Genomic DNA, 19,826 nt, shown 5'->3' with positions numbered 1-19,826 from the left:
GACGGGAGAGCCGATGGAGCCTCTGCGGCCACACGACCCACGGCAGATCGGTAGCCATCTGCTGCTCGCCCGGATCGGCGACGGCGGGATGGGCGAGGTGTTCCTCGGTCGTTCCCCCGGTGGACGCACAGTGGCCGTGAAAGTGATCCACGCGGCGCTGGCGGGCGACCCGGACTTCCGTGCGCGGTTCCGCCGTGAGGTGACGGCGGCCGGCGCCGTCACCGGGGCGTTCACGGCACCGGTGATCGACGCCGACCCCGAGGCCCCATTGCCATGGCTGGTCACCACCTTCCTGCCCGGCATGTCACTGGAGGAGGCGGTGACGGTCTACGGCCCGCTGCCGATCACCGCCACGCTCGTGCTCGGCGCGAGCCTCGCCGAGGCGCTCATCTCCATCCACCAGGCGGGGGTGGTGCACCGGGACCTGAAGCCCTCCAACATCATGCTCACCCCGGACGGCGCGCGGGTCATCGACTTCGGCATCGCGCGGGCCGCCGACAGCGCCACCATCACCCAGACCGGGGTCGCTGTGGGATCGCCCCGGTTCATGGCGCCCGAACAGGCCACCACGGGTGGCACCGGCCCCTCGGGCAATGTGTTCTCTCTCGGCGCCGTCCTCACCTACGCCGCCACGGGCAGCCCGCCCTTCGGCGACGGGTCCATCCCCGAGCTCATCTACCGCATCGCGCACCAGCAGCCGGACCTCGGGGCCGTCTCGGACCCGAGCCTGCGCACGCTGATCGCCGAATGCCTGGAGAAGGACCCGGACCGGCGGCCCCCCGCCTCGCTGCTCGTCGATAGGCTCTTGCATCCGGGCGGGCGACCGGCCGGTCCGTACCCGAACCCGCAACCGGCGCCCCCGGCGGTCCCGCACCAGGTCTCGCAGCCGGGCCTTTATCAAGGTCAGCAGACGGTGCCGCAGGGTCTCGCCTGGCTGCCCCCGCCCATCGCCTCCACGATCGCCCTCCTCGCCACGCATCCCCTCCCGCAGAGCGCCCCCGGGGCGCCGGCCCCCGCGTCGCCCGGTCGGCCGCCGCGCCGTCCTGATCGGCGGGGCGGCCACGGCGGCGGCACTGGCCGTGGGTGGGACGGCCGCGGCCCTCGCGCGCCGCCGGCCGCGTTCGACGGTGCTGTGGACCTTCGAGATGCCGGATTTCCTCGGTGACGGCCCCATGCCGGCCGGGGGCCTGCTCTTCGCGGTCGGTCCCGAGACGTCGGCGCTCGACCCGCGCACCGGCAGCGGTCGTTCGCGGCCTCCGGGCGAGTCGCGCCGAGGGCCGACAGGATCACCGGCTCTTCGCCCTGGCCTTGGCCTCCTTGGCCTTCGCCTTGGCCCGTACCTTGGTCGCCTTGGCCTTCGCCTTGGTCCCCTCACTCACGGTGTGCAGCTGCGACTTGGCCCGCCGGGACGCCTTGTCCCACGGCCGCGCGTTGCGGCGGGCGCGGCGGCGGCGCCATGCCCATACGGCGAGCACGGCGGTGGTGACCGCGGCCAGCCCCGCTCCGGAGCGGCGCGCCTTGGGCGCGATGTCCTCGGACGTGACCACCTCGCGCGCCTTGCCGGTCAGGTCGCCGACCGTGTCGCGCACCTGCTCTCCGGCGTGCGCCGCCTTGACCTTCACGGTCTCGGCGGTCTGGCCGGCCTGGTCGCCGACCTTCTCCCGCATCTGGTCGGCCTTCTCCCGCGCCTGCACGGCCTTCTCCTTGGCGCGGCCTATCATCTGACCCTTGACACCCGTCTCGGCCGCGTCCGGGTCTCCGGTGCTGATCAGTTCATCGGCGTACGGCGGACCGTCCTTCACCGACTTGCCGGACTTACGGCTCTCGTTCGCACTCATCGGCATGTCCTTTTGTCCTCTCCATGGGATGTCACGCCTTGTCGCCGCGACCTCTCGTCTTGATGTCGCTCGCATCTCTTCCCCATGAGCACGAGCTAAACGGCCGCGTGGTCGCCGTGACGGTGAGACTTTGCGCGACCAGTTCGCCCAGGTCACTTGGCAACTGTGCGTGCTCGCTCCATGCTGGTGAGTTACTGCTGTGACCTGACGATGTGCTCTGGTGAGGTACGGGATGCACCTCGAAACGAACCTGGTGGACTGTCTCGACTGCCGCATCTTGATCCTCGCCGGAGAGATCGACGTTCACACGGGCCCGCGGCTGCGTTCACGGATCTTCGATCTGCTCGACGAGAACACCTCACCGCTCCTCATCGACATGACAGGCGTCGCGTTCTGCGACTCGGCGGGGCTCGCCGTCGCGGCGGCCGCACAACGGCACGCACGTGAGCGCGGCTGCCCCCTCGCGCTCGTCGGCCTCAGCGCCCGCGTCAACCGGGTGTTCCAGGTGACCGGCCTGGACCGGTTCGTCGCCACGTATCCGACCCTGGCCGACGCCGCACGGGATCTCACCGAGTCCGATCGGCCGTGGTGACCGGACCCGCGGCGCCCCACACCGCCCGGGCACTCGGCCCGACCATCGGGTGCCGGTTATCGCCGCTGGCAGGAGGGCATGATCCCAGGCGTAGCGGCCACGCCGTGCCCGGTCAGTGGTCTTGTGCTCGGCGGTCTTGTCCTCGGCCGGGCAGTCGAAACTGATACGGGGGGTTTGTCGGCGTGGTTGGGCTTCCGCTGGTCAGTCGTTGCACTGCGCGCATTCCCTTGCCGTCTCTCGCCCGGGCAGCGGTGGCCCGTCGCGACACGGCTCACGCCGACCGCGAAATGGCCCAGGCCGGTCGTGAAATGGCGGTGGCCGGTCGTGAGTTGGCGGAGGCCGGTCGCGACGTGGCGGCCGCGGGTCGAGGCGTGGTCGGCGAGGCGGCATCGGTCGCCGGTTCGGTCTGCGCCTTGCCGGCTCAGATGGCGAGGAACACGGTGGGCCTGGTGCCCGCCGTGGTCATGGTCGCCGCCACCGTGGTCGATGTACGGCCGGCCCGCGCCGGCCGCGAGGCGCTGGTGGACGCCGCGTCAAAGGCGACGTCCATGGCAGGTGAAGCCGCTTCGTCCGCCGGTTCGGTGGCCAGGTCGGTGGCCGGGTCGATCCGGTCCCTCCCGGCGCGCGCCGCCAAGGGCGCCACGGGCGTGCCCCCCGCCATCGCCGCCGCAGCGGCCTCCACTCTCGGCGATCTCGGGCCGACCCGGCGCCGGCGCCGGGTGTGGGCGTCCGACGGCCGCGCCCACATCGAGGTCCGCGGTCTCACCGGCCACGGACCGCACCACCGGCGGCTCGCCAAGGCGGTCACCTCCGCGCTGAGCCGGCTGAAGGGGGTCGACTGGGCGGCGGTCAACGCGGTGACGCGGCAGGTCCTCGTGTCCTTCGACGACGACGAACTGAGCGTCGACGACCTGGTCGACATCATCGAGGCCGTCGAGGAGGCGCACGCCACCGACGAGGACACCTTTCCCTGGTCGCGGCAGTCTCCAGGAGACCAGGTCCATCTGGTCGCGCCGATCACCGTGCTCGCCGTGGACATGGTCGCCTTGGCGGTCGCCCTGTCCCGCCCGGACTGGTTGCCACTCCTGTCCCGTGGTGTCCGTGCCCCGATCGCGTACATCGAGGCGCAACCACGGCTGTGGGAGGCGATCGCCCGGCGCATCGGCCCGGTGAACACCGAACTGATCTTCGGCGTCGTCAACGCCACGCTCAACGGGCTCTCCCGGGCACCGACACCGCTGACCCTGGACATGCTGTTCCGGATGATCCACCTCAGCGAGCATCGAGCTCGCCACGCGGTCTGGGTGCGCAGGGAACCCGAGCTGTGCTCATCCGATGAGCATCTGCCACGAGAGACGCACGAACCTGTTCCACGGCCGGTGCCGTTGCCCGTCGGGCCCATCGAGAGGCTGGCCGACCGGGTCTCGATCGCCTCGCTCCTCGGCGCGGGCAGCGTCCTCGCCTGGACCCGCAACCCGGAGCGGGCGGCGCACGCCATGCTGGTGCTGGTTCCGAGGGCCGCGCGACTCGGCCGTGAGGGCTTCGCCGCGACGCTGGCGCGCGACCTCTGCCGTCGGGGGGTGGTGCCGCTCGACGGCAGGACCCTGCGGCGCTTCGACCGGATCGACACCGTCGTCATCGACTCCGAGGTGCTGTGCGGCGCACGGCCGCAGATCCTCTCCGCGGCGGCGACGACCCCTGACCTGGGGGACGCCGAGGTATGGCGGATCGCCAGCAAGGTCGTGCGAGGACACCGGCTCGACGAGATGAGTGGCAAGGGCCCCTGGTCGAAGCGGCAATGGACACTGCGACGGGCTCCGGACGCGGTTCCCGGGCGGCCTGACGGTCCCACCGCGCTGACCCTCGACCTCTTCGACGCGACCGGGGCCCGGCTGGGTCGTGTGCGGGTCGGCTGTGAACTGGACCCGCTCGCCGACGCGCTGCTCGGAGCCGCCCGGCACGGTGTCGACAGGCTGGTGCTCACCGAGCACGACAGCATGGGCGACATCCTGCCCTGGGCCGACCAGGTGCTGCCCGCCAAGTCGCTCGCGGACCAGATCCGCGCCATGCAGGCGGACGGGCGCGGCGTCTTCCTCATCACCGGGCGGCAGGACGACGCCCTGGACGCCGCCGACGTCGGCGTCGGGGTGCTCGGAGCCGGACCGGTGCCGTGGTCGGCTGATCTGCTGGTCGGCCCGGGGCTGGGCGAGGCGTGCCGGCTGATGCATGCCCTGCCGGCGGCGCGGAAGGTCAGTGACCGGTCGGCCCGCATCGGCGTCGGCGGATCCGCTTTGGGCGCCCTCGTCTCTTCCGTGGGCAGGCCGAACCGCAGCGCCGTCGGCATGGCACCGGTGCACAGCGCGACCCTCCTCGCCCTGCTCGGCGGTGTGCTGGAGGCCCGGCGGGTGGCGACGGCGCCGGATCCGGAGCCGGTCACCCGGGCGGCCTGGCACACCCTGACGGCCGAGGACGCGTTGGTCCGACTCGCCTCGACCGGCCGTGAACTCGACCGGCTGCCCGTCCCCCGGCACGGTGTCCGCGCCGTCGTCGACTCCGCGCGAAGCCGGATGACGCCGCCCGGGGGCCTCCCCCGGCCTCCGGCGTGGATCGGCCGCCCGGCCTCGGTGCTCGTGCTGACCCCGGCCCGTGGCTCCGTGGAGCTGCTGAAGGCCATGGGAGAAGAGCTGCACGACCCGCTGACCCCGGTGCTGGCGCTCGGCGCCGCCGCCTCGGCCATCGTCGGTTCGAGCGTGGACGCCTGGCTCGTGGCGAGCGTCATCACCGGCAACGCGGCGGTGAGCAGCCTGCAGCGGATCCGCGCGGAGCGCGCCCTGAGCAAGCTGCTGATCAGCGAGGAGCTGCCCGCGCGGAAGGTGCTGTGGACACCGCCCGACGGCGACACCGTGGACGACCTGTTCGCCGACCTCACCACGGCCGACGTGGAGCGGGTCCCCTCCCATCGGCTGCGCCTCGGCGACATCATCCGGCTGTCCCCCTCCGACGTGGTGCCGGCCGATGCCCGGCTGCTGCAGGTCGACGATCTGGAGGTCGACGAGTCGAGCCTGACCGGCGAGTCGCTGCCGGTCACCAAGGCGACCGACCCGACCCCCGCCGCCGCCCTCGCCGATCGCACCTGCATGGTGTACGAGGGGTCCGCCATCCTGGCCGGCACCGGCCATGCGGTGGTCGTGGCCACCGGCTCCGGAACCGAGTCCGGACGGGCGACCGCCGCGGCCGGCCGCGCCGCGCCGCCCGCCGGCCTGCAGGTCCATCTCAGCGAGCTGACCAAGATCGCGCTCCCCGCCACGGGTTTCGCCGGGCTGGCGGTCACCGGCCTGGGCATCCTGCGCGGGGTCGGGCTGCGCGACGCGGTGTCGTCGGGCATCGCCATCGCCGTGGCCGCCGTTCCCGAGGGCCTTCCGCTGGTCGCCACCGTGTCGCAGCTCGCCGCCGCCCGCCGGCTGTCCCGCCGGGGAGTGCTCGTGCGGTCGTCCCGGTCGCTCGAGGCGCTCGGCCGGGTCGACACCATCTGCTTCGACAAGACCGGGACGCTCACCGAGGGCCGGCTCGCGGTCACCCGGTTGGCCGGGCCGGGCGGCGTCATCGGCCTGGACAGCCCCCTCGGACGGCGTGTGCTCCAGGTCGCGGCACATGCGAGCCCGCAGCCGGACGGCACCGGAAGGCTGGCGATGGCGCATGCCACCGACCGGGCGATCGTCGAGGGCGCGCGCGCCCACGGCGCCCTTGGCGAGGACTGGTGGCTGATCGACGAGCTTCCGTTCGAGACCAGCCGCGGCTACGCGGCCTCACTCGGCAAAGAGCACGGCAGACTGCACCTCGCGGTCAAGGGGGCCCCCGAGGTGGTGCTCGCCCGATGCTCGTCCGTACTCGTCACCCGGCCCAAGGCTCAGCGGAAGAAGGCCGCACCCGAGGAGAGCGACATGGCGGCGTCGACGGACGCCGGCCGGGCGACGCCCATGACGCCGGCTCGCCAGCGCGCCGCGCAGGCACTGGTCCGCCGGCTCGCCGAGGACGGCCTGCGGGTGCTCGCGGTGGCCGAGCGCCACCTGCTCGCCGACCAGGATCCCGCCGAGCTCGAGGTGGCCACCGCGGCCGAGAACCTCACGCTGCTCGGGTTCGTCGCCATCGCCGACGTCGAGCGGCCGTCCGCGGCGGCGGCGATCAAGCGGCTGTCCGAGATCGGGGTCCGCGTCACCATGATCACGGGAGATCATCCCATCACGGCGGTGGCCATCGCCAAGATACTCGGCGTGCCGGACGCCGACCGGGTGCTCACCGGCTCTGAGCTGGAGGTGCTGCCCGAGGAGGAGCGGGTCGCGCGCATCGCATCGAGCACCGTCTTCGCCCGGGTGTCTCCCGAGCAGAAGGTCGGCATCGTCCAGGCGCTCCAGCGCGCCGGCCATGTCGTGGCCATGACCGGGGACGGCAGCAACGACGCGCCGGCGATCCGGCTGGCCGATGTCGGCATCGGGGTCTCGGGCCATGGCTCGGCGGTCGCCCGCAACGCCGCCGACCTGGTGCTCGCCGACCCCGACATCGGCCGCATCGTCGACTCCGTGCTCGAGGGCCGCGCGCTGTGGAGCAGCGTTCGTGACGCCGTGTCCATCCTCGTGGGCGGCAATGCCGGCGAGGTGGCCTTCACCCTGCTGGCCACCGCGATCGCGGGGCAGGCTCCTCTCGGTACCCGGCAGTTCCTGCTGGTCAACCTGCTCACCGACATGCTGCCCTCGCTCGCCGTGGCACTGGCGCCGGCGAAGGCCGCTGACGAGGAGTCGCAGGACGCCGGCCCCCTCACCACGGGGCCGGTGCCCTCGGTCCTCGGGCCGGAACTCGCCCGCACCATCGCCGTACGCGGCGCGGCCACGGCGTTCGGCGCCACCCTGGCCTGGCGGCTCGGCTCCCTGACCGGACGGCGGCGGCGGGCCAGCACCATGGCCCTGGCGGCGCTGGTCGGCGCCGAACTCGGGCAGACGCTGCTCACGAGTTCGCACAGCCCGCTCGTGATCACGACCGTGGTCGTCTCCGGCGCGATCTTGGCGACCATCGTCGAGACCCCGGGGGTCAGCACCTTCTTCCAGTGCACGCCGCTGGGCCCGATCGCCTGGACGATCGTCCTCGGGTCCGCCGCGGCCGGCACCCTGAGCGCCGTGATCGCGACCCGTGCCGTAAGCGCCTGAGCCCGATCAGCAGCCGTACTCCTCCAGGAACCGCAGCCAGATCTCACTGATCGTGGGATAGGACGGCACGGCGTGCCAAAGGCGCTCGATGGGCACCTCGCCCACGACGGCGATGGTCGCGGCGTGCAGCATCTCGCCGACGCCGGGCCCCACGAAGGTGGCCCCGACCAGATGGCCCCGGCCGGTGTCGACCACCATCCGCGCCGATCCCCGGTAGCCGTCGGCGTACAGCCCGGCGCCCGCGACGTCGCCGAGTTCGTAGTCGACGACCTTGACCTCGCGGCCCTCCCTGCGGGCCTGCTCGGCGGTGAGCCCCACGGCGGCGACCTCGGGATCAGAGAAGATCACCTGCGGTACGGCAGCGTGGTCGGCCGTCGCGGAGTGCCGTCCCCACGGCTCGGTCGCGAGCGGCTCACCCTTCGCCTGGGCGCCGATCGCGTCGCCCGCCACCCGTGCCTGATACTTCCCCTGATGCGTCAGCAGGGCCCGGTGATTGACGTCGCCCACGGCGTACAACCAGCCCTCATCCACCTGGTCCACCACGCAGGTGTCAGAGACCGCGAGCCACGACCCCGGGGCCAGCCCGATGGTCTCAAGCCCGATGTCATGGGTGTTCGGCTCACGGCCGACGGCCATGAGCACCTCGTCGCCCCGCAGTTCCTCGCCGCCTTCGAGTCGTACGGTGACCTCGCCGTCGGCCTGCCGGTGCACGGCGGTCACGCTGACACCGGTGCGCACCTCGACGCCGGCAGACACCAGGCTCTCGGCGACGATCTCGCCGGCGAACGGCTCGATCGAGGTCAGCAGCGTTCTGCGGGCCACCAGGGTGACCTTGGAACCCAGCGCCTGCCAGGCGGTGGCCATCTCCACCCCGACCACTCCGCCGCCGACCACGATCAGCCGGCCGGGCGCCCGCTTGGCGCTCGTGGCCTCTCTGCTCGTCCAGGGCCGGGCGTCGGCCAGACCGGGAACCGGCGGGATCGCCGCGCGACTGCCCGTGCACACGGCGACCGCGTGCCTGGCGGTGAGTGATCGCGCGCCGCCGTCCGGAAGCGTGACGGTGACCTGCCGTACCCCGGCGAGCCGGCCGTGCCCGCGGACGAGGTCGACCCCCGCACCGCTCAGCCAGGAGACCTGCCCGTCGTCGTTCCAGTGCGAGGCGAACTCGTCACGGCGGGCCAGTACGGCCGCCACATCGAGATCTCCGGACACCGCCTGCCGGGCGCCCTCGACCCGTTCGGCGTCGTGGACGGCGGAGACCGGACGCAGAAGCGCCTTGCTCGGCATGCAGGCCCAGTAGGAGCACTCACCGCCGACCAGTTCCCGCTCGACGATCACCACCGACAGACCGGCCGCGTGGGCCCGGTCGGCGAGGTTCTCCCCCGCGGGCCCCGCGCCAAGGACCACAACGTCGTACGTGTCACTCACGATGTCTCCTCGCGTGTGGATTGTCAGACTCGATTGTCACACCGCCGCCGGACCGGATCTCGAAGGCCCACCGCTCAGACGCCGGGACGGCCAGGCCTCGACCGTGCACGGCGAACGGCCGGGTACATAACATGGATTATGTCGGTCTAAATTCGGGTGCGACCGGCGCTCCTCAACAGGATCGGCACAGGGCATGTGATGAGTGGCGCGGCATCGAGCGACTCGACCCGGCGGCAGCGGCGCGAGCTCCCGGCCGAGGTGACCAGTTTCGTCGGACGTCGGCACGAGTTGGCCGAGGTCAAACGTCTGCTGTCCGCATCGCGGATGGTGACCCTCACGGGCATGGGCGGGGTCGGCAAGACCCGGCTCGCCATGCGCGCGGCCGGCGAGGTGCGGCGGGCCTTCCGGCACGGCGTGTCGCTGGTCGAGCTGGCCGAACTCGATGACTCAGAGCAGCTCATCCAGGTGATCTCGACGGTCATGGGCCCGCCACCCGAGACGCAGACGCCGGAGACGCCGCCCCTGGAGACCCTGTCCCCGGAGGCGCTGACCCCGGAGGCGCTGACCCCGCTGGAGCAGCTCGCCGAGGAGCTGCGGGGCAGGCAGGCACTGCTGATCCTGGACAACTGCGAGCATCTGCTGCTCGACTGCGCGGTCGTAGCCGAGACGCTGCTTCGCTCCGCGCCCGACCTGCGGATTCTCGCGACCAGCCGGCAGGCGCTGGGCACCGCGAGCGAGCACCTGCTGTCGGTGCCACCGCTGCTGCCGCCCCCTGGAGCCGACGGCTCCCGGTCACCCCTCAGGTCGTCCGCGCAGAACGAGGCGGTGCAGTTGTTCACCGACCGGGCCAGGGCGGTGCTGCCCGACTTCGCCGTCACCGAGTCCAACCGGGACGCCGTGGAGGGAATCTGCCGCCGGTTGGACGGCATCCCGCTCGCCATCGAGCTGGCGGCCATGCGGCTGCGGGCGCTCTCGGCGCAGGAGCTGTTCGACCGGCTCGACGATCGGTTCCGGCTGGTCACCCGCGGATCACCCGCGGCGCCGCCCCGCCATCGGACGCTCCAGGCGCTCATCGACTGGAGCCACGACCTCTGCACCGAGCAAGAGCGTCTGCTGTGGGCGCGGGCGTCGGTCTTCTCCGGAGGGCTGGACCTGGAGGCGGCCGAGGCGGTCTGCGCGGGGGACGGAATCGCGCGCGAGGAGATCATCGACCTGGTGACCGGGCTGGTGGACAAGTCCGTGCTGATCCGCGAGGAGCACCCGGCCGAGGCCCGGTACCACCTGCTGGAGACGACCCGTCAGTACGGCCTGAACCGGCTGGCCGAGGCCGGAGACGAGCACGCGTTGCGGGCCCGGCACCGCGACCACTTCCTGCGGTTGTCGGCCGAGGCCCGCGCCCGGCTGTTCGGCCCGGCCCAGGCGCCGAGCCTCACGCGGCTGATCCGCGAGCACGCCAACCTGCGGGCGGCTCTGGAGTACTGCTTCGCCGATCCGGCCGAGCTCACGACCGGGCTCGGGATGGCGGCCGACCTTACCGATCACTGGGTCATCGGTCAGCATCTGGCCGAGGGCCGCCGCTGGCTCGACCGCGGTCTCGCCGTCGAGACCGGGCCCACGGAGCTCCGCGCCCGCGCCCTGCTGGCCGGCGGCCGGCTCGCCCTCCTTCAGGCCGACACCGCCCCGCCCGGAGGCGCTTCGGCGCGTGACGGGCTCCTGGGCGAGGCGACGGCGATGCTGGAGGAGAGCCGGGCCCTCGGGGAGCGGCTCGGGCGGCCGTCGATCCTGGGCTACGCCGATCTCTACACCGGGATGCTCGCGGGCCTGCGGGGGGATGCGGAGTCGGCGGTGAAGTCGTACGAGGAGGCGGCGGCCCGTCATCGCGCCGCCGACGACCCGGCCGGGCTGGCCACGACGCTCATCCGGCTGTCCCTGGCCCACTGCCTCGCGGGTGATCCGCGGCGTGCGGTCGCGATGGCCGAGGAATGTATCGAACTCTGCGACGCCCACGGGGAGCGCTGGTACCGGGCGTACGCGCTGCTCACACTGGGCATCGCGACCTGGCGGGACGGCGACACCCGCCGGGCGACCGCCCTGGCGAAGCAGAGTCTGCGGTTCACCCGATCGATTGAGGATTCGCTCGGGGTCGGCGCCGGTATCGAGGTGCTCGCCTGGATCGCCGCCGCCGAGGGCCGGCACCAGAGGGCGGCGCAGCTGCTGGGAATCCTGCAGACGCTGTGGCGGGCGACCGGAGCCACGCTCGCCGGGTTCGGGCGCCTCATGGACTTCCACGACCGGTGCGAGTCCACCACCCGGCAGGGCCTCGGCGAGCCGGCCTTCCGCGAGGCCGTCAGGCGGGGAGCCGCCCTGGGTCCCGACACGGCGCTCGGCTACGCCCTGCAAGATCGATCTTCGGCAGAGGAGGGGCGGGAGGAGGCTCCGGCGCCGTCACCGTTGACCCGCCGGGAGACGGAGATCGCACGGCTCGTCGCCAAGGGGCTGAGCAACAAGGAAATCGCGACCACGTTGACGATCGCTCAACGCACGGCCGAGGGCCATATCGAGCACATCCTCGGCAAGCTCGGGTTCAACTCCCGTACCCAGATAGCGGTATGGGTGGGCGAGCAGCAGGAGGTCGGTGCGAAGCGCACCGATGCGTAGCGGGCGGGCGCGGCGAGGCCACGCGAGGCCTCAGGCCGCGGAGATGACGGCGATCCGGTGGGCGGGGACGCTGCGCCCGTCGGGCAGCAGCTCTCCGTTGTCATCGAACACCACGACACCGTTGCAGAGCAGGCCCCACCCCTGTTCCGGGTGGAACGCCACCAGCCGAGCGGCGTCATGGTCCAGAGCGTCCGCGGACGGACAGACGGGCTTGTGATTGCACATGGTCGGCACCTCCTTCCTTGGTGTGGCCGGATCCTCCGACGAGACCAGCATGGCTCCGGGCAAGGGTTCCCCAACACGGGGTAAATCCCCATATCCATACCCATTCCTTTGGTATGGGTACGACTTTGCCCAGGTAGAGGCCGTGACGGGGGTCCGCGTCTGGTTCCGCTGTGGCCCGGCGTGCCAACGGGGCGACATCGGGTATGATGCCCGTGTTGCAGTCATGTTTTCCTCGTACGTTTGAGCTTTGTGAAGCGCTCGCGGAACTAGCAGGCAGCGGGCGTATTGCTTCTCCGGGATGATTTCCGCGGATGCAAGTCAAAGGTCCGCTACGCAGCCCAGGGCCGTCACCTTGACGGTCCGGTGAGGCTCTCTTGAAGGAGAAGCAGTTGTCCCAGGGAACCGTAAAGTGGTTCAACGCCGAAAAGGGCTTCGGATTCATCGCGCCTGACGACGGCAGCGCCGACGTCTTCGTGCACTACTCGGCGATCACCTCGTCGGGCTACCGCAGCCTTGAGGAGAACCAGCGCGTGGAGTTCACCACCACGCAGGGCCCCAAGGGCCTTCAGGCGGAGCAGGTCACGGCGATCTGATCCACCTCGGCTTCGATATGGGCCCGCTCCCGCTGACGCGGGGCGGGCCCATATTCGTCGGCCCGCCATGACGCGGGTGCTCACGCCGCCGGTCGCCGCAGGTCCTCGGCCATCCGGCGAGCCGCACCGCCGCCGGTGACGCGCTCTCGGAACAGGTGCACGAATTCCGCCGGGGCGCGATCGCGGCCGCCACGCGCGAGTGATCCGCGGCCGATCAGGCCGTGTTCGCCCGTCTACTCGCCCGGTTCGTGGGCGACTTCGCCCGCGCGACGCGCTAGTGCGATGATCTCTGGGCGATCTCTGGGCGCCCTCGAGCCCGGCCGCCGAACCCGCTGATCAACGCGCGGCCGTACGGACGGTCGGCACCCTCCTCGAGCGGGTACGGTGAAGCGCGAATCAGTGTCCTCGGAAACGTAGGAGTCAGAGCGCGTCGGGGGACGTAGGCATCGACCGACGGGAGCGATCCGTGGCAGAACGGCCACTGCACGAGCACACGCTCGGCAATGGGCTGCGGGTGGTGGTCTGCGAGGACCATGTCGTGCCGCTGGCGGCAGTGAACCTTTGGTACGCGGTCGGCTCGCGGCATGAACAGCCGGGTCGTACAGGGCTCGCCCACCTCTTCGAGCACCTCATGTTCCAGGGGTCCGGCAACGTCGCCGAGGGTGAGCACGCCGCGCTGATGGAGAGCGCCGGCGCCACCTTCAACGCGACCACCTCGTTCGAGCGCACCAACTACTTCGAGACGGTTCCGGTGAGCCACCTGGAACTCGCGCTCTGGCTGGAGGCCGACCGGATGGGCACGCTGCCCGCGGCCCTCACCCAGGCCAACCTCGACAACCAGCGTGACGTGGTGAAGAACGAGCGCCGCCAGCGCTACGACAACGTGCCGTACGGGGACGCCTTCGAGCACCTGTGCGCGCTCACCTTCCCCGCCGGCCACCCGTACGCGCACACCCCGATCGGCTCGATGGAGGACCTCGACGCCACCACGCTCGACGACTGCCGGGACTTCTTCGCGACCTGGTACGCGCCGGGCAACGCGGTGCTGTCCATCGTCGGCGACGTCGACCCGGACGAGACCCTCGCAGCGGTCGAGCGCTTCTTCGGCCCGCTGCCGGCCGGCGCGTCCGCACCGCCCGCCGCGGACGGTCACCTCGGCCCGATCACCGAGCTGTCCACCAGGCACGTGACCGCCGACGTGCCCTCCCCGGGTTACTTCGGGATGTTCCGGCTGCCCCCGGACGGCACCTCCGACCTCGAGGCCGCCGAGCTCGCCGCCGAGATCCTCGGCGGCGGGACGGGTTCCCGGCTCTATGACCGGCTGGTCCGCCGCGACGAGATCGCCACCGAGCTCGGGGTCAGCGTGATCAGGTTCGCCTCGGGCCCGTCCGCCGCGCTGGTCGAGGCCATGGGGCCCGACACGAACGCGATCGCCGCGGCCATCGACGAGGAGCTCACGGCGTTCGCCGCGAGCGGACCCGACGACGACGAGGCCGCACGGGCCGTCGCGCTCGCCGAACGCGGCTTCCTCGAGCGCACCGAGACGGTCACCGGGCTGGCCAACTCCCTGTCGCAGCAGGCCACGCAGTTCGGCGAACCGGCCCGCGTCTTCAGCGCGCCCGCGCGGGCCGCGGCCGTCACCTCCGCCGACATCAAGAACGTCGCGGCGCGCTGGCTCTCGCCGGGCGCCCGCGCCGTCGTGACCTACGGAGCAGCCGAGTGAAGACCGCCCCGCTTTCCGACAGCACGCCCGCGCGCCCGACGCCCGGCCCGATGCCGCCGTGGACGTTCCCGGCCGCCGAACAGGGACGGCTCGGCAACGGGCTCACCACCTTCCACAGCCATCTGCCCGATCGGCGGCTGGCGGCCGTACGCCTCGTCCTGGACGCCGGAGCGAGCCGGGAGCCGACCGGCCTGGACGGTGTGGCCACGCTCGCCGCCAGCGCCCTGCTCGAAGGGACCGAAGCGGGCGGTGGCACCGCGCTGACCGCCGCGTTCGACCGGCTGGGCGCGACCCTCAACACGGCCGCGGACCTGACCGCGCTGCGAGTCGCACTGGACGTGCCGGTGACCCGCCTCGCGGACGCGCTCGCCCTGATGTCGACGGTGATCGGTTCACCCGCGCTGGCGGACGACGACGTACGGCGCCTGGCCAGGGAGCGGCTGGAGGAGATCGCTCAGGAGGACGCGGATCCGCACAGCCGCGCCCGCCGTGAGCTGCGCGCCGTCATGTTCCCGGCCGAGAGCCGGTCGGCCCGGCCCACCGGCGGGAACCCCGACACGATCGCCCGCGTGACCGGCGACGACGTCCGTGCGTTCTACTCGTCCATTGTGCCCGCGCAGGCCACCGTCGTGGCGGCCGGCGATCTCGCCGGGATCGACGTGAACGGGTTGCTCAGCTCTTCCCTGGGCGGCTTCGCGGCGACGGGCTCGGCGCTTCCCGCTCCGGACATGGCCCGTCCGGGGCCCGGCCCGCGCGTGGTGATCGTGCACCGGCCCGGCGCCGTCCAGACCCAGTTGTCCTTCGGCCACGGGATTCCCGGCCGCGATCACCCTGACTGGGCCGCGCTCGCCGTGACGGCGCACGTCCTCGGCGGCGGGCTGACGTCGCGGCTCAACGCCGTGCTCCGCGAGGAGAAGGGCTACACCTACGGCATGCGGGCCGGGCTGCTGCGGCTGCGGCACTGCGGGCTCTTCATCGCCGAAGGCGCCGTGCACACCGAGGCCACCGCGCCCGCCGTCGCCGACGCGCTGACCTCGTTGCGCAGTGCGCTTGACGGCATCACCGGCAAGGAGTGCGCCTCGGCGATCAGTGCGCTGGCCGACCGCGCGCCGGCGAACTACGAGACGGCACGGGCGGTGGCGGCCGAACTGGCCGACGCCGCAGCGAGCGATCTGCCCGCGGATCACCCCCAGCGCCATCTCGACGCGATCCGGGCGACGAGCCCCCAGCGGGCGGCGGAGGCCTATGCGGCCCACGTCGACCCGGACGCGCTGACCATCGTGGCGGTCGGCGACGCGGACCAGATCCGGGATCCGCTGGCGGAACTCGGTTTCGCCGAGGTCAGCGTGGTCACGGCCGAGGCCTGATCCGGCGCCGCCCCGGGCGGCTCAGGCGAACAAGGTCGTGGAAGATCCTTGTCTGTTTGTGATGCCCGATCTTCCCGATCTAGACTCCGCGCTGGGACGGCTGCGGCCTCCGGCGTCTGCCGGGGCCGATTGGACACAACGAGATGTGGGAGACGGATGTGGCTGCGAGACACGCGAAACATGCGAAACCCAATGCCGGGCGGGGCGAGACCGCAACTCCGAGCCCAGCGGAGACACCGCCTGAGCCGCTGCTCGTCCCGGCAGGCGAATACGAGGGGGCGGGGCCGGAGCCGTCGGCCGAGCCGTCGAAGGAGGGGCCGCGACCGCCGCTCCAGGACGGAGGCCCTGCGCGGCCCGAACCCGCGCGGTCTCGCGCCCTGACGGGCATCGACTCGTCACATCCGGCGACCCGGCCGCCGGGTCGAGCGGGTGCGAGGCGTCGGCGCGCCGCGATCATCGGCACGGGATCGCTTCTCATGCTCATCGCCGTGGGGGCGCTGGCCCTGCGGGATCCCGGCGCCGCCGGAGCCGGAAACGCCGATGCCGAGCAGGGCGTCAATCAGGCGCTTCAGTCGACGCTCGGGTATCCGAACACGCCCCTGGCTCCTCCCAGCGTGTCCCCATCCGCCGGCCCGTCCTCAGGCGGCCCGAGCACCGAGTCCTCCCGCGCGCAGACCATCAAGCCCGAAGACCCGGAGAGCAGTTCGTCACCCCGGCCGGACGGCCGGTCGGGGCCCGGCTCCGACACCGGATCCGATTCCGGCTCCGATCGTGGATCCGGCACCGACCCCGGTCCCGAGCCCGGGTCCGGCTCAGCGCCGGAAGTCGGCGACACCAGCGGGGCCAGAGCGGTGATGCAGGCGTGGCTGCGGGGTCTCGGCAACGGAGACACCTCCATCTGCGCCCGTTACGCCTCGGAGGATTTCGCTGACCGGGCGTTCGGTTCCATGGACAGGTGCCGCTACCACGTCGCGCACGTGGACGACTACAACCGGCGGGACGAGGTGCGGGCGCTGCGCACGACCACGGTCGTCGGCGGCACCTTCCAGAACGGGACCGTCGTCGTGCGCTTCTCCGACCTGCGCTGGAGCAGCGGCTACATGACCGCCGACACCACGCAGGAGCAGCACCGGCTCGGGGTCGTGAACGGCGACTGGAAGATCCTGGGCTGACCGGACGACCGTCTCCCCCGGCCGGACCGCGGACCGGCCGCTGCCGTCCGCGCGGGTGGCTGACGCCTTCGCCGGGCGGATGGCAATATAGGCGCGTCATGGCCATTCCTCCGTTGCTGCGTCTAGGCCGCGCGGGTGTCTTCTCGGCGGTGTGCGTCACGCTGGCCGCCACCGGGCACACCGTCGTCTCCGGCGCGGCGGTCGCGCCTTGGGCGCTCGCCGTGGGCTTCGCCGGGGTCATGGCCCTGTCGATGACGCTGTCGGGGCATGAACGGGCCTTCGCGACCATCTTCGGCGGACTACTCGGCGGGCAGTTCATGCTGCACGTCCTGTTCTCCGCCACCGCACTGGAGTCGACCGCACCGATCCCAGGGCCGGCCGCCGCACACGCCGGCCATCACGTCACGGCGCTGGTGGCGCACCAGCCCGGTCTCAGCATGGTGCTGGCGCACTACACCGCCGCGCTGCTGGCGGCCCTGTGGCTGCGGCGCGGTGAACGTGCGGTGTGGACACTGACGCGGCAGGTGGCGGCCCTCGCGGGTCGTCCCGCCCGGGCGCTGCTCACCGCCGCCCGGCCGACCCCGATCATCGGACCCGTTCGCTTCCCGGTGACGACGGCCGTCACCATCCGGCCGACCGGCCGGATGCTGCGGCACGTGCTCCTGCGCCGCGGGCCGCCGCTGCGTTCGACGGCGCTCTCACTGGTCTGACTCACCGGTTTGGGCGCCGACCGCCGCCGGTCTCCCTGGCAGGGAACCGGTCTGTCATCACGTCCGTGATCGGTTCGAACGGAGCTCTCATGTCGTCATCTCGTCATATCCGCACGTCCCATCTCCGTATGGGTCGTGTCGGCGCGGCCCGACCCATCTCCCGAGCCGCGGCTGTGGCCGGCCTGGCCGCCGTCACTCTCTTCGGCGTCGCCACGGCAGCCGCCGCGCACGTCACCGTGAACCCCCGCACCGCCGAGCAGGGCAGCTACGCCAAGGTCGCCTTCCGCGTGCCCAACGAGCGCGACGACGCGGGCACGACCAAGTTGCAGGTCGACCTGCCGCTGGACCATGCGGTCGCGTCCGTCTCGGTACGCCCGCTGCCCGGCTGGAAGGTCAAGGTCGAGAAGAAGAAGCTGCCGACCCCCATCAAGTCCCACGACGGGGAGCTGACCGAGGCGGTCGCCACGATCACCTGGTCCGGCGGCCGGATCGATCCCGGTCAGTTCCAGGAGTTCGACGTCTCCATGGGGCCGCTGCCGACCGATACCGACCGGATGGTCTTCAAGGCCCTGCAGACCTACTCCGGCGGTGAGGTCGTCCGGTGGGACCAGGACCCCGGCACCGGAGGGCAGGAGCCGGAGCATCCGGCACCGGTGCTGAGCCTGACGCCCAAGGGCGCCGCCGCCCAGCCGGTCGCGGCCAAGGGCCCGACGGTCACCGCACGCGACTCCGACACGGCGAGCGACGGGACGGCCCGGCTGCTCGGCACGGCCGGCATCGCCCTCGGCCTGATCGGTTCGGCGGTCGGCGGCTACGGCCTGCGCCGCGGGCGGAGCCGACAGTGATCCGGCCGGCCCGGCTGTGGGCCGCATCGGCGGTGGTGGCGCTGGTGCTCTGCACCGCCACTCCCGCCGACGCGCACACCACGCTGAAAGAGGCCTCTCCCGGGCCCGGCACGACGGTGTCCCCTCCTGCCCGCATCGTGCTGACCTACGGCGACCCGGTGATCCTGCCGCAGGTGGTCCTGACGGACGCGTCCGGCCGGCGCCATGAGTCCGGTCGCGCACAGGCTGTGGACAACAAGGTCACCCAGCAGGTGGCCGGATCGCTCGCGCCCGGCGTCTACCAGGTCGGCTGGCGGGTCGTCGCCGTGGACGGGCATCCCGTCACCGGCGAATACCGCTTCACCGTCCGGGGCACCCCCACGTCGGGCCAGGACGCCGGCGGAGGCTCGTCGGCACCCGCCCCCGCGGTGACCACTACCGCCCGACCGGGCGCGTCGACGTCCGGCTCCTCCAGCTCCGGGTGGTGGTGGATCGCGCTGGGCACCGCTCTCGCCGCCCTGGTGGTGGCGGGGATCGCCCTGACCCGACGACGCTCAGACTGACCGACGCCGGAACCTACCGGCCCCGTGGACCTCGCTCCGCGGACAGGGGCCGGGACGCCGCCGGCAACAGGGCGTCCCGGCCCCGCATGGCAAAGCGCCAGGGACGGGGCTTCTGCGGGGTCGCGACGCGGCGGCCGGTGTCGCCGGTCCTCAGATCGCGGTGAAGTCGCCGTGGCGGCCGGCCCCGGCGGCGAAACGGGCCGCGCCGTCGACGGCCTCGGCGAGCGCGCCCTTGCCGTGCCGCAGTTCACCCGCCATCGCGACCTCCTCGGCCAGCCCATGCTGCTCGAGGACCGACATCCGGTCACCGCGCATGCAGGTCTGCGGAAAACGGGCGAGGTCGGCGGCGAGGCGTTCGGCCGCCTCCCTGGCCTGCCCCACCGGCACGATCCGGTTGGCCAGCCCGATGTCATGGGCCTCCCGGGCGTCGACCGGCCGGCCGGTGAGGATCAGATCCATGGCCCGGCTCTCTCCGATGAGCCGCGGCAGCCGGACGGTCCCGCCGTCGATGAGGGGTACACCCCAACGCCGGCAGAAGACACCGAACACCGCGTCCTCTTCGGCCACCCGCAGGTCACACCACAGGGCGAGTTCCAGCCCGCCCGCGACGGCGTGCCCGCTGATCGCGGCGATCACCGGCTTGGACAGCCGGATTCGGGTCGGTCCCATGGGGCCGTCCCCGTCGTCGGTGACCTGGTTGCCGCGATCGGTGTCGAGGGCCTTGAGGTCGGCGCCGGCGCAGAAGGTGCCGCCTTCGCCCCACAGCACCGCGACGGACGCGCCGGAGTCGCCGTCGAACTCCTCGAACGCGCGGGCCAGGGCCCGGGCGGTCGGGCCGTCGACCGCGTTGCGAACGTCCGGTCGGGACAGGATGACGGTGGTCACGGGACCGTTCTTCTCGATACGTACGGCCATCGATGCTGATCCTCCCGTTC

Annotated in this window: 15 protein-coding genes; 11 read left to right on the top strand and 4 right to left on the bottom strand. The window is 72.4% G+C overall.

Annotated features, from left to right (window positions below; all coding sequences use genetic code 11):
• Positions 1-13 precede the first annotated feature (13 nt).
• A complete protein-coding gene (locus HKK72_RS05395; RefSeq protein ID WP_187233114.1) occupies positions 14-1,165 on the top strand; it encodes a serine/threonine-protein kinase in 1,152 nt (383 codons plus the stop codon).
• 121 nt (positions 1,166-1,286) lie between these two features.
• Here the strand turns inward: HKK72_RS05395 and HKK72_RS05390 are convergent, their stop codons facing one another.
• A complete protein-coding gene (locus HKK72_RS05390; protein WP_187233113.1) occupies positions 1,287-1,838 on the bottom strand; it encodes a hypothetical protein in 552 nt (183 codons plus the stop codon).
• A gap of 220 nt (positions 1,839-2,058) precedes the next feature.
• Between HKK72_RS05390 and HKK72_RS05385 the strand changes: the two genes are divergently transcribed.
• Both HKK72_RS05385 and HKK72_RS05380 read left to right on the top strand, forming a co-directional pair.
• A complete protein-coding gene (locus HKK72_RS05385) occupies positions 2,059-2,430 on the top strand; it encodes an STAS domain-containing protein (RefSeq protein WP_187233112.1) in 372 nt (123 codons plus the stop codon).
• A 314-nt stretch (positions 2,431-2,744) separates the two neighbouring features.
• A complete protein-coding gene (locus HKK72_RS05380) occupies positions 2,745-7,628 on the top strand; it encodes an HAD-IC family P-type ATPase (protein WP_222720359.1) in 4,884 nt (1,627 codons plus the stop codon).
• A gap of 6 nt (positions 7,629-7,634) precedes the next feature.
• Here HKK72_RS05380 and HKK72_RS05375 read toward each other — a convergent pair whose 3' ends face one another.
• A complete protein-coding gene (locus HKK72_RS05375; RefSeq protein ID WP_315987089.1) occupies positions 7,635-9,056 on the bottom strand; it encodes an NAD(P)/FAD-dependent oxidoreductase in 1,422 nt (473 codons plus the stop codon).
• 198 nt (positions 9,057-9,254) lie between these two features.
• Between HKK72_RS05375 and HKK72_RS05370 the strand changes: the two genes are divergently transcribed.
• Positions 9,255-11,714: a LuxR C-terminal-related transcriptional regulator gene (locus tag HKK72_RS05370; protein ID WP_187233111.1), complete on the top strand. Its 2,460-nt coding sequence runs from the start codon at positions 9,255-9,257 to the stop codon at positions 11,712-11,714.
• A 30-nt stretch (positions 11,715-11,744) separates the two neighbouring features.
• On the opposite strand, the gene HKK72_RS05365 is transcribed toward HKK72_RS05370, so the two are convergent.
• Positions 11,745-11,939, bottom strand: coding sequence for a DUF5999 family protein (locus HKK72_RS05365; protein ID WP_187233110.1), 195 nt, complete (start codon positions 11,937-11,939; stop codon positions 11,745-11,747).
• Between the two features lie 389 nt (positions 11,940-12,328).
• On the opposite strand from HKK72_RS05365, the gene HKK72_RS05360 reads away from it, so the two are divergent.
• From HKK72_RS05360 to HKK72_RS05330, 7 genes are all read left to right on the top strand, one after another.
• Positions 12,329-12,532: a cold-shock protein gene (locus tag HKK72_RS05360; RefSeq protein ID WP_187233109.1), complete on the top strand. Its 204-nt coding sequence runs from the start codon at positions 12,329-12,331 to the stop codon at positions 12,530-12,532.
• Between the two features lie 466 nt (positions 12,533-12,998).
• Positions 12,999-14,255 (top strand): M16 family metallopeptidase, encoded by a 1,257-nt coding sequence (locus tag HKK72_RS05355; protein WP_187233108.1) that lies wholly within the window; start codon positions 12,999-13,001, stop codon positions 14,253-14,255.
• Positions 14,252-15,622: a pitrilysin family protein gene (locus HKK72_RS05350; protein WP_315987088.1), complete on the top strand. Its 1,371-nt coding sequence runs from the start codon at positions 14,252-14,254 to the stop codon at positions 15,620-15,622. The genes HKK72_RS05355 and HKK72_RS05350 overlap by 4 nt, the downstream gene beginning before the upstream one ends.
• A 476-nt stretch (positions 15,623-16,098) precedes the next feature.
• Positions 16,099-16,794 carry a hypothetical protein gene (locus tag HKK72_RS05345; RefSeq protein WP_187233107.1) on the top strand — a complete coding sequence of 232 codons (696 nt, stop codon included), beginning with the start codon at positions 16,099-16,101 and terminating at the stop codon, positions 16,792-16,794.
• Between the two features lie 98 nt (positions 16,795-16,892).
• Complete coding sequence (locus HKK72_RS05340; RefSeq protein ID WP_187233106.1) at positions 16,893-17,504, top strand: MFS transporter; 612 nt, start codon at positions 16,893-16,895, stop codon at positions 17,502-17,504.
• A 128-nt stretch (positions 17,505-17,632) separates the two neighbouring features.
• A complete protein-coding gene (locus HKK72_RS05335) occupies positions 17,633-18,349 on the top strand; it encodes a YcnI family protein (RefSeq protein ID WP_187233105.1) in 717 nt (238 codons plus the stop codon).
• Entirely contained in the window at positions 18,346-18,891 is a 546-nt protein-coding gene (locus tag HKK72_RS05330; RefSeq protein WP_315987087.1) for a copper resistance protein CopC, read from the top strand. Before HKK72_RS05335 ends, HKK72_RS05330 begins: the two co-directional genes overlap by 4 nt.
• A 150-nt stretch (positions 18,892-19,041) precedes the next feature.
• Here HKK72_RS05330 and HKK72_RS05325 read toward each other — a convergent pair whose 3' ends face one another.
• Positions 19,042-19,806 carry a crotonase/enoyl-CoA hydratase family protein gene (locus HKK72_RS05325; RefSeq protein WP_187233104.1) on the bottom strand — a complete coding sequence of 255 codons (765 nt, stop codon included), beginning with the start codon at positions 19,804-19,806 and terminating at the stop codon, positions 19,042-19,044.
• Between the last annotated feature and the right edge of the window lie 20 nt (positions 19,807-19,826).

It is taken from the genome of Actinomadura sp. HBU206391 (assembly GCF_014323665.1).
Lineage (GTDB): Bacteria > Actinomycetota > Actinomycetes > Streptosporangiales > Streptosporangiaceae > Actinomadura_C.
The sequence above is the reverse complement of the archived record's forward strand: the minus strand, read 5'-3'. Positions and strand labels throughout refer to the sequence as shown.

Coding starts and splice junctions, on each gene's coding strand:
- HKK72_RS05340 (WP_187233106.1), top strand. CDS start 16,893: ATGGCCATTCCTCCGTTGCTGCGTCTAGGCCGCGCGGGTGTCTTCTCG.
- HKK72_RS05335 (WP_187233105.1), top strand. CDS start 17,633: ATGGGTCGTGTCGGCGCGGCCCGACCCATCTCCCGAGCCGCGGCTGTG.
- HKK72_RS05395 (WP_187233114.1), top strand. CDS start 14: ATGGAGCCTCTGCGGCCACACGACCCACGGCAGATCGGTAGCCATCTG.
- HKK72_RS05345 (WP_187233107.1), top strand. CDS start 16,099: ATGCTCATCGCCGTGGGGGCGCTGGCCCTGCGGGATCCCGGCGCCGCC.
- HKK72_RS05390 (WP_187233113.1), bottom strand. CDS start 1,838: ATGAGTGCGAACGAGAGCCGTAAGTCCGGCAAGTCGGTGAAGGACGGT.
- HKK72_RS05370 (WP_187233111.1), top strand. CDS start 9,255: ATGAGTGGCGCGGCATCGAGCGACTCGACCCGGCGGCAGCGGCGCGAG.
- HKK72_RS05365 (WP_187233110.1), bottom strand. CDS start 11,939: ATGTGCAATCACAAGCCCGTCTGTCCGTCCGCGGACGCTCTGGACCAT.
- HKK72_RS05325 (WP_187233104.1), bottom strand. CDS start 19,806: ATGGCCGTACGTATCGAGAAGAACGGTCCCGTGACCACCGTCATCCTG.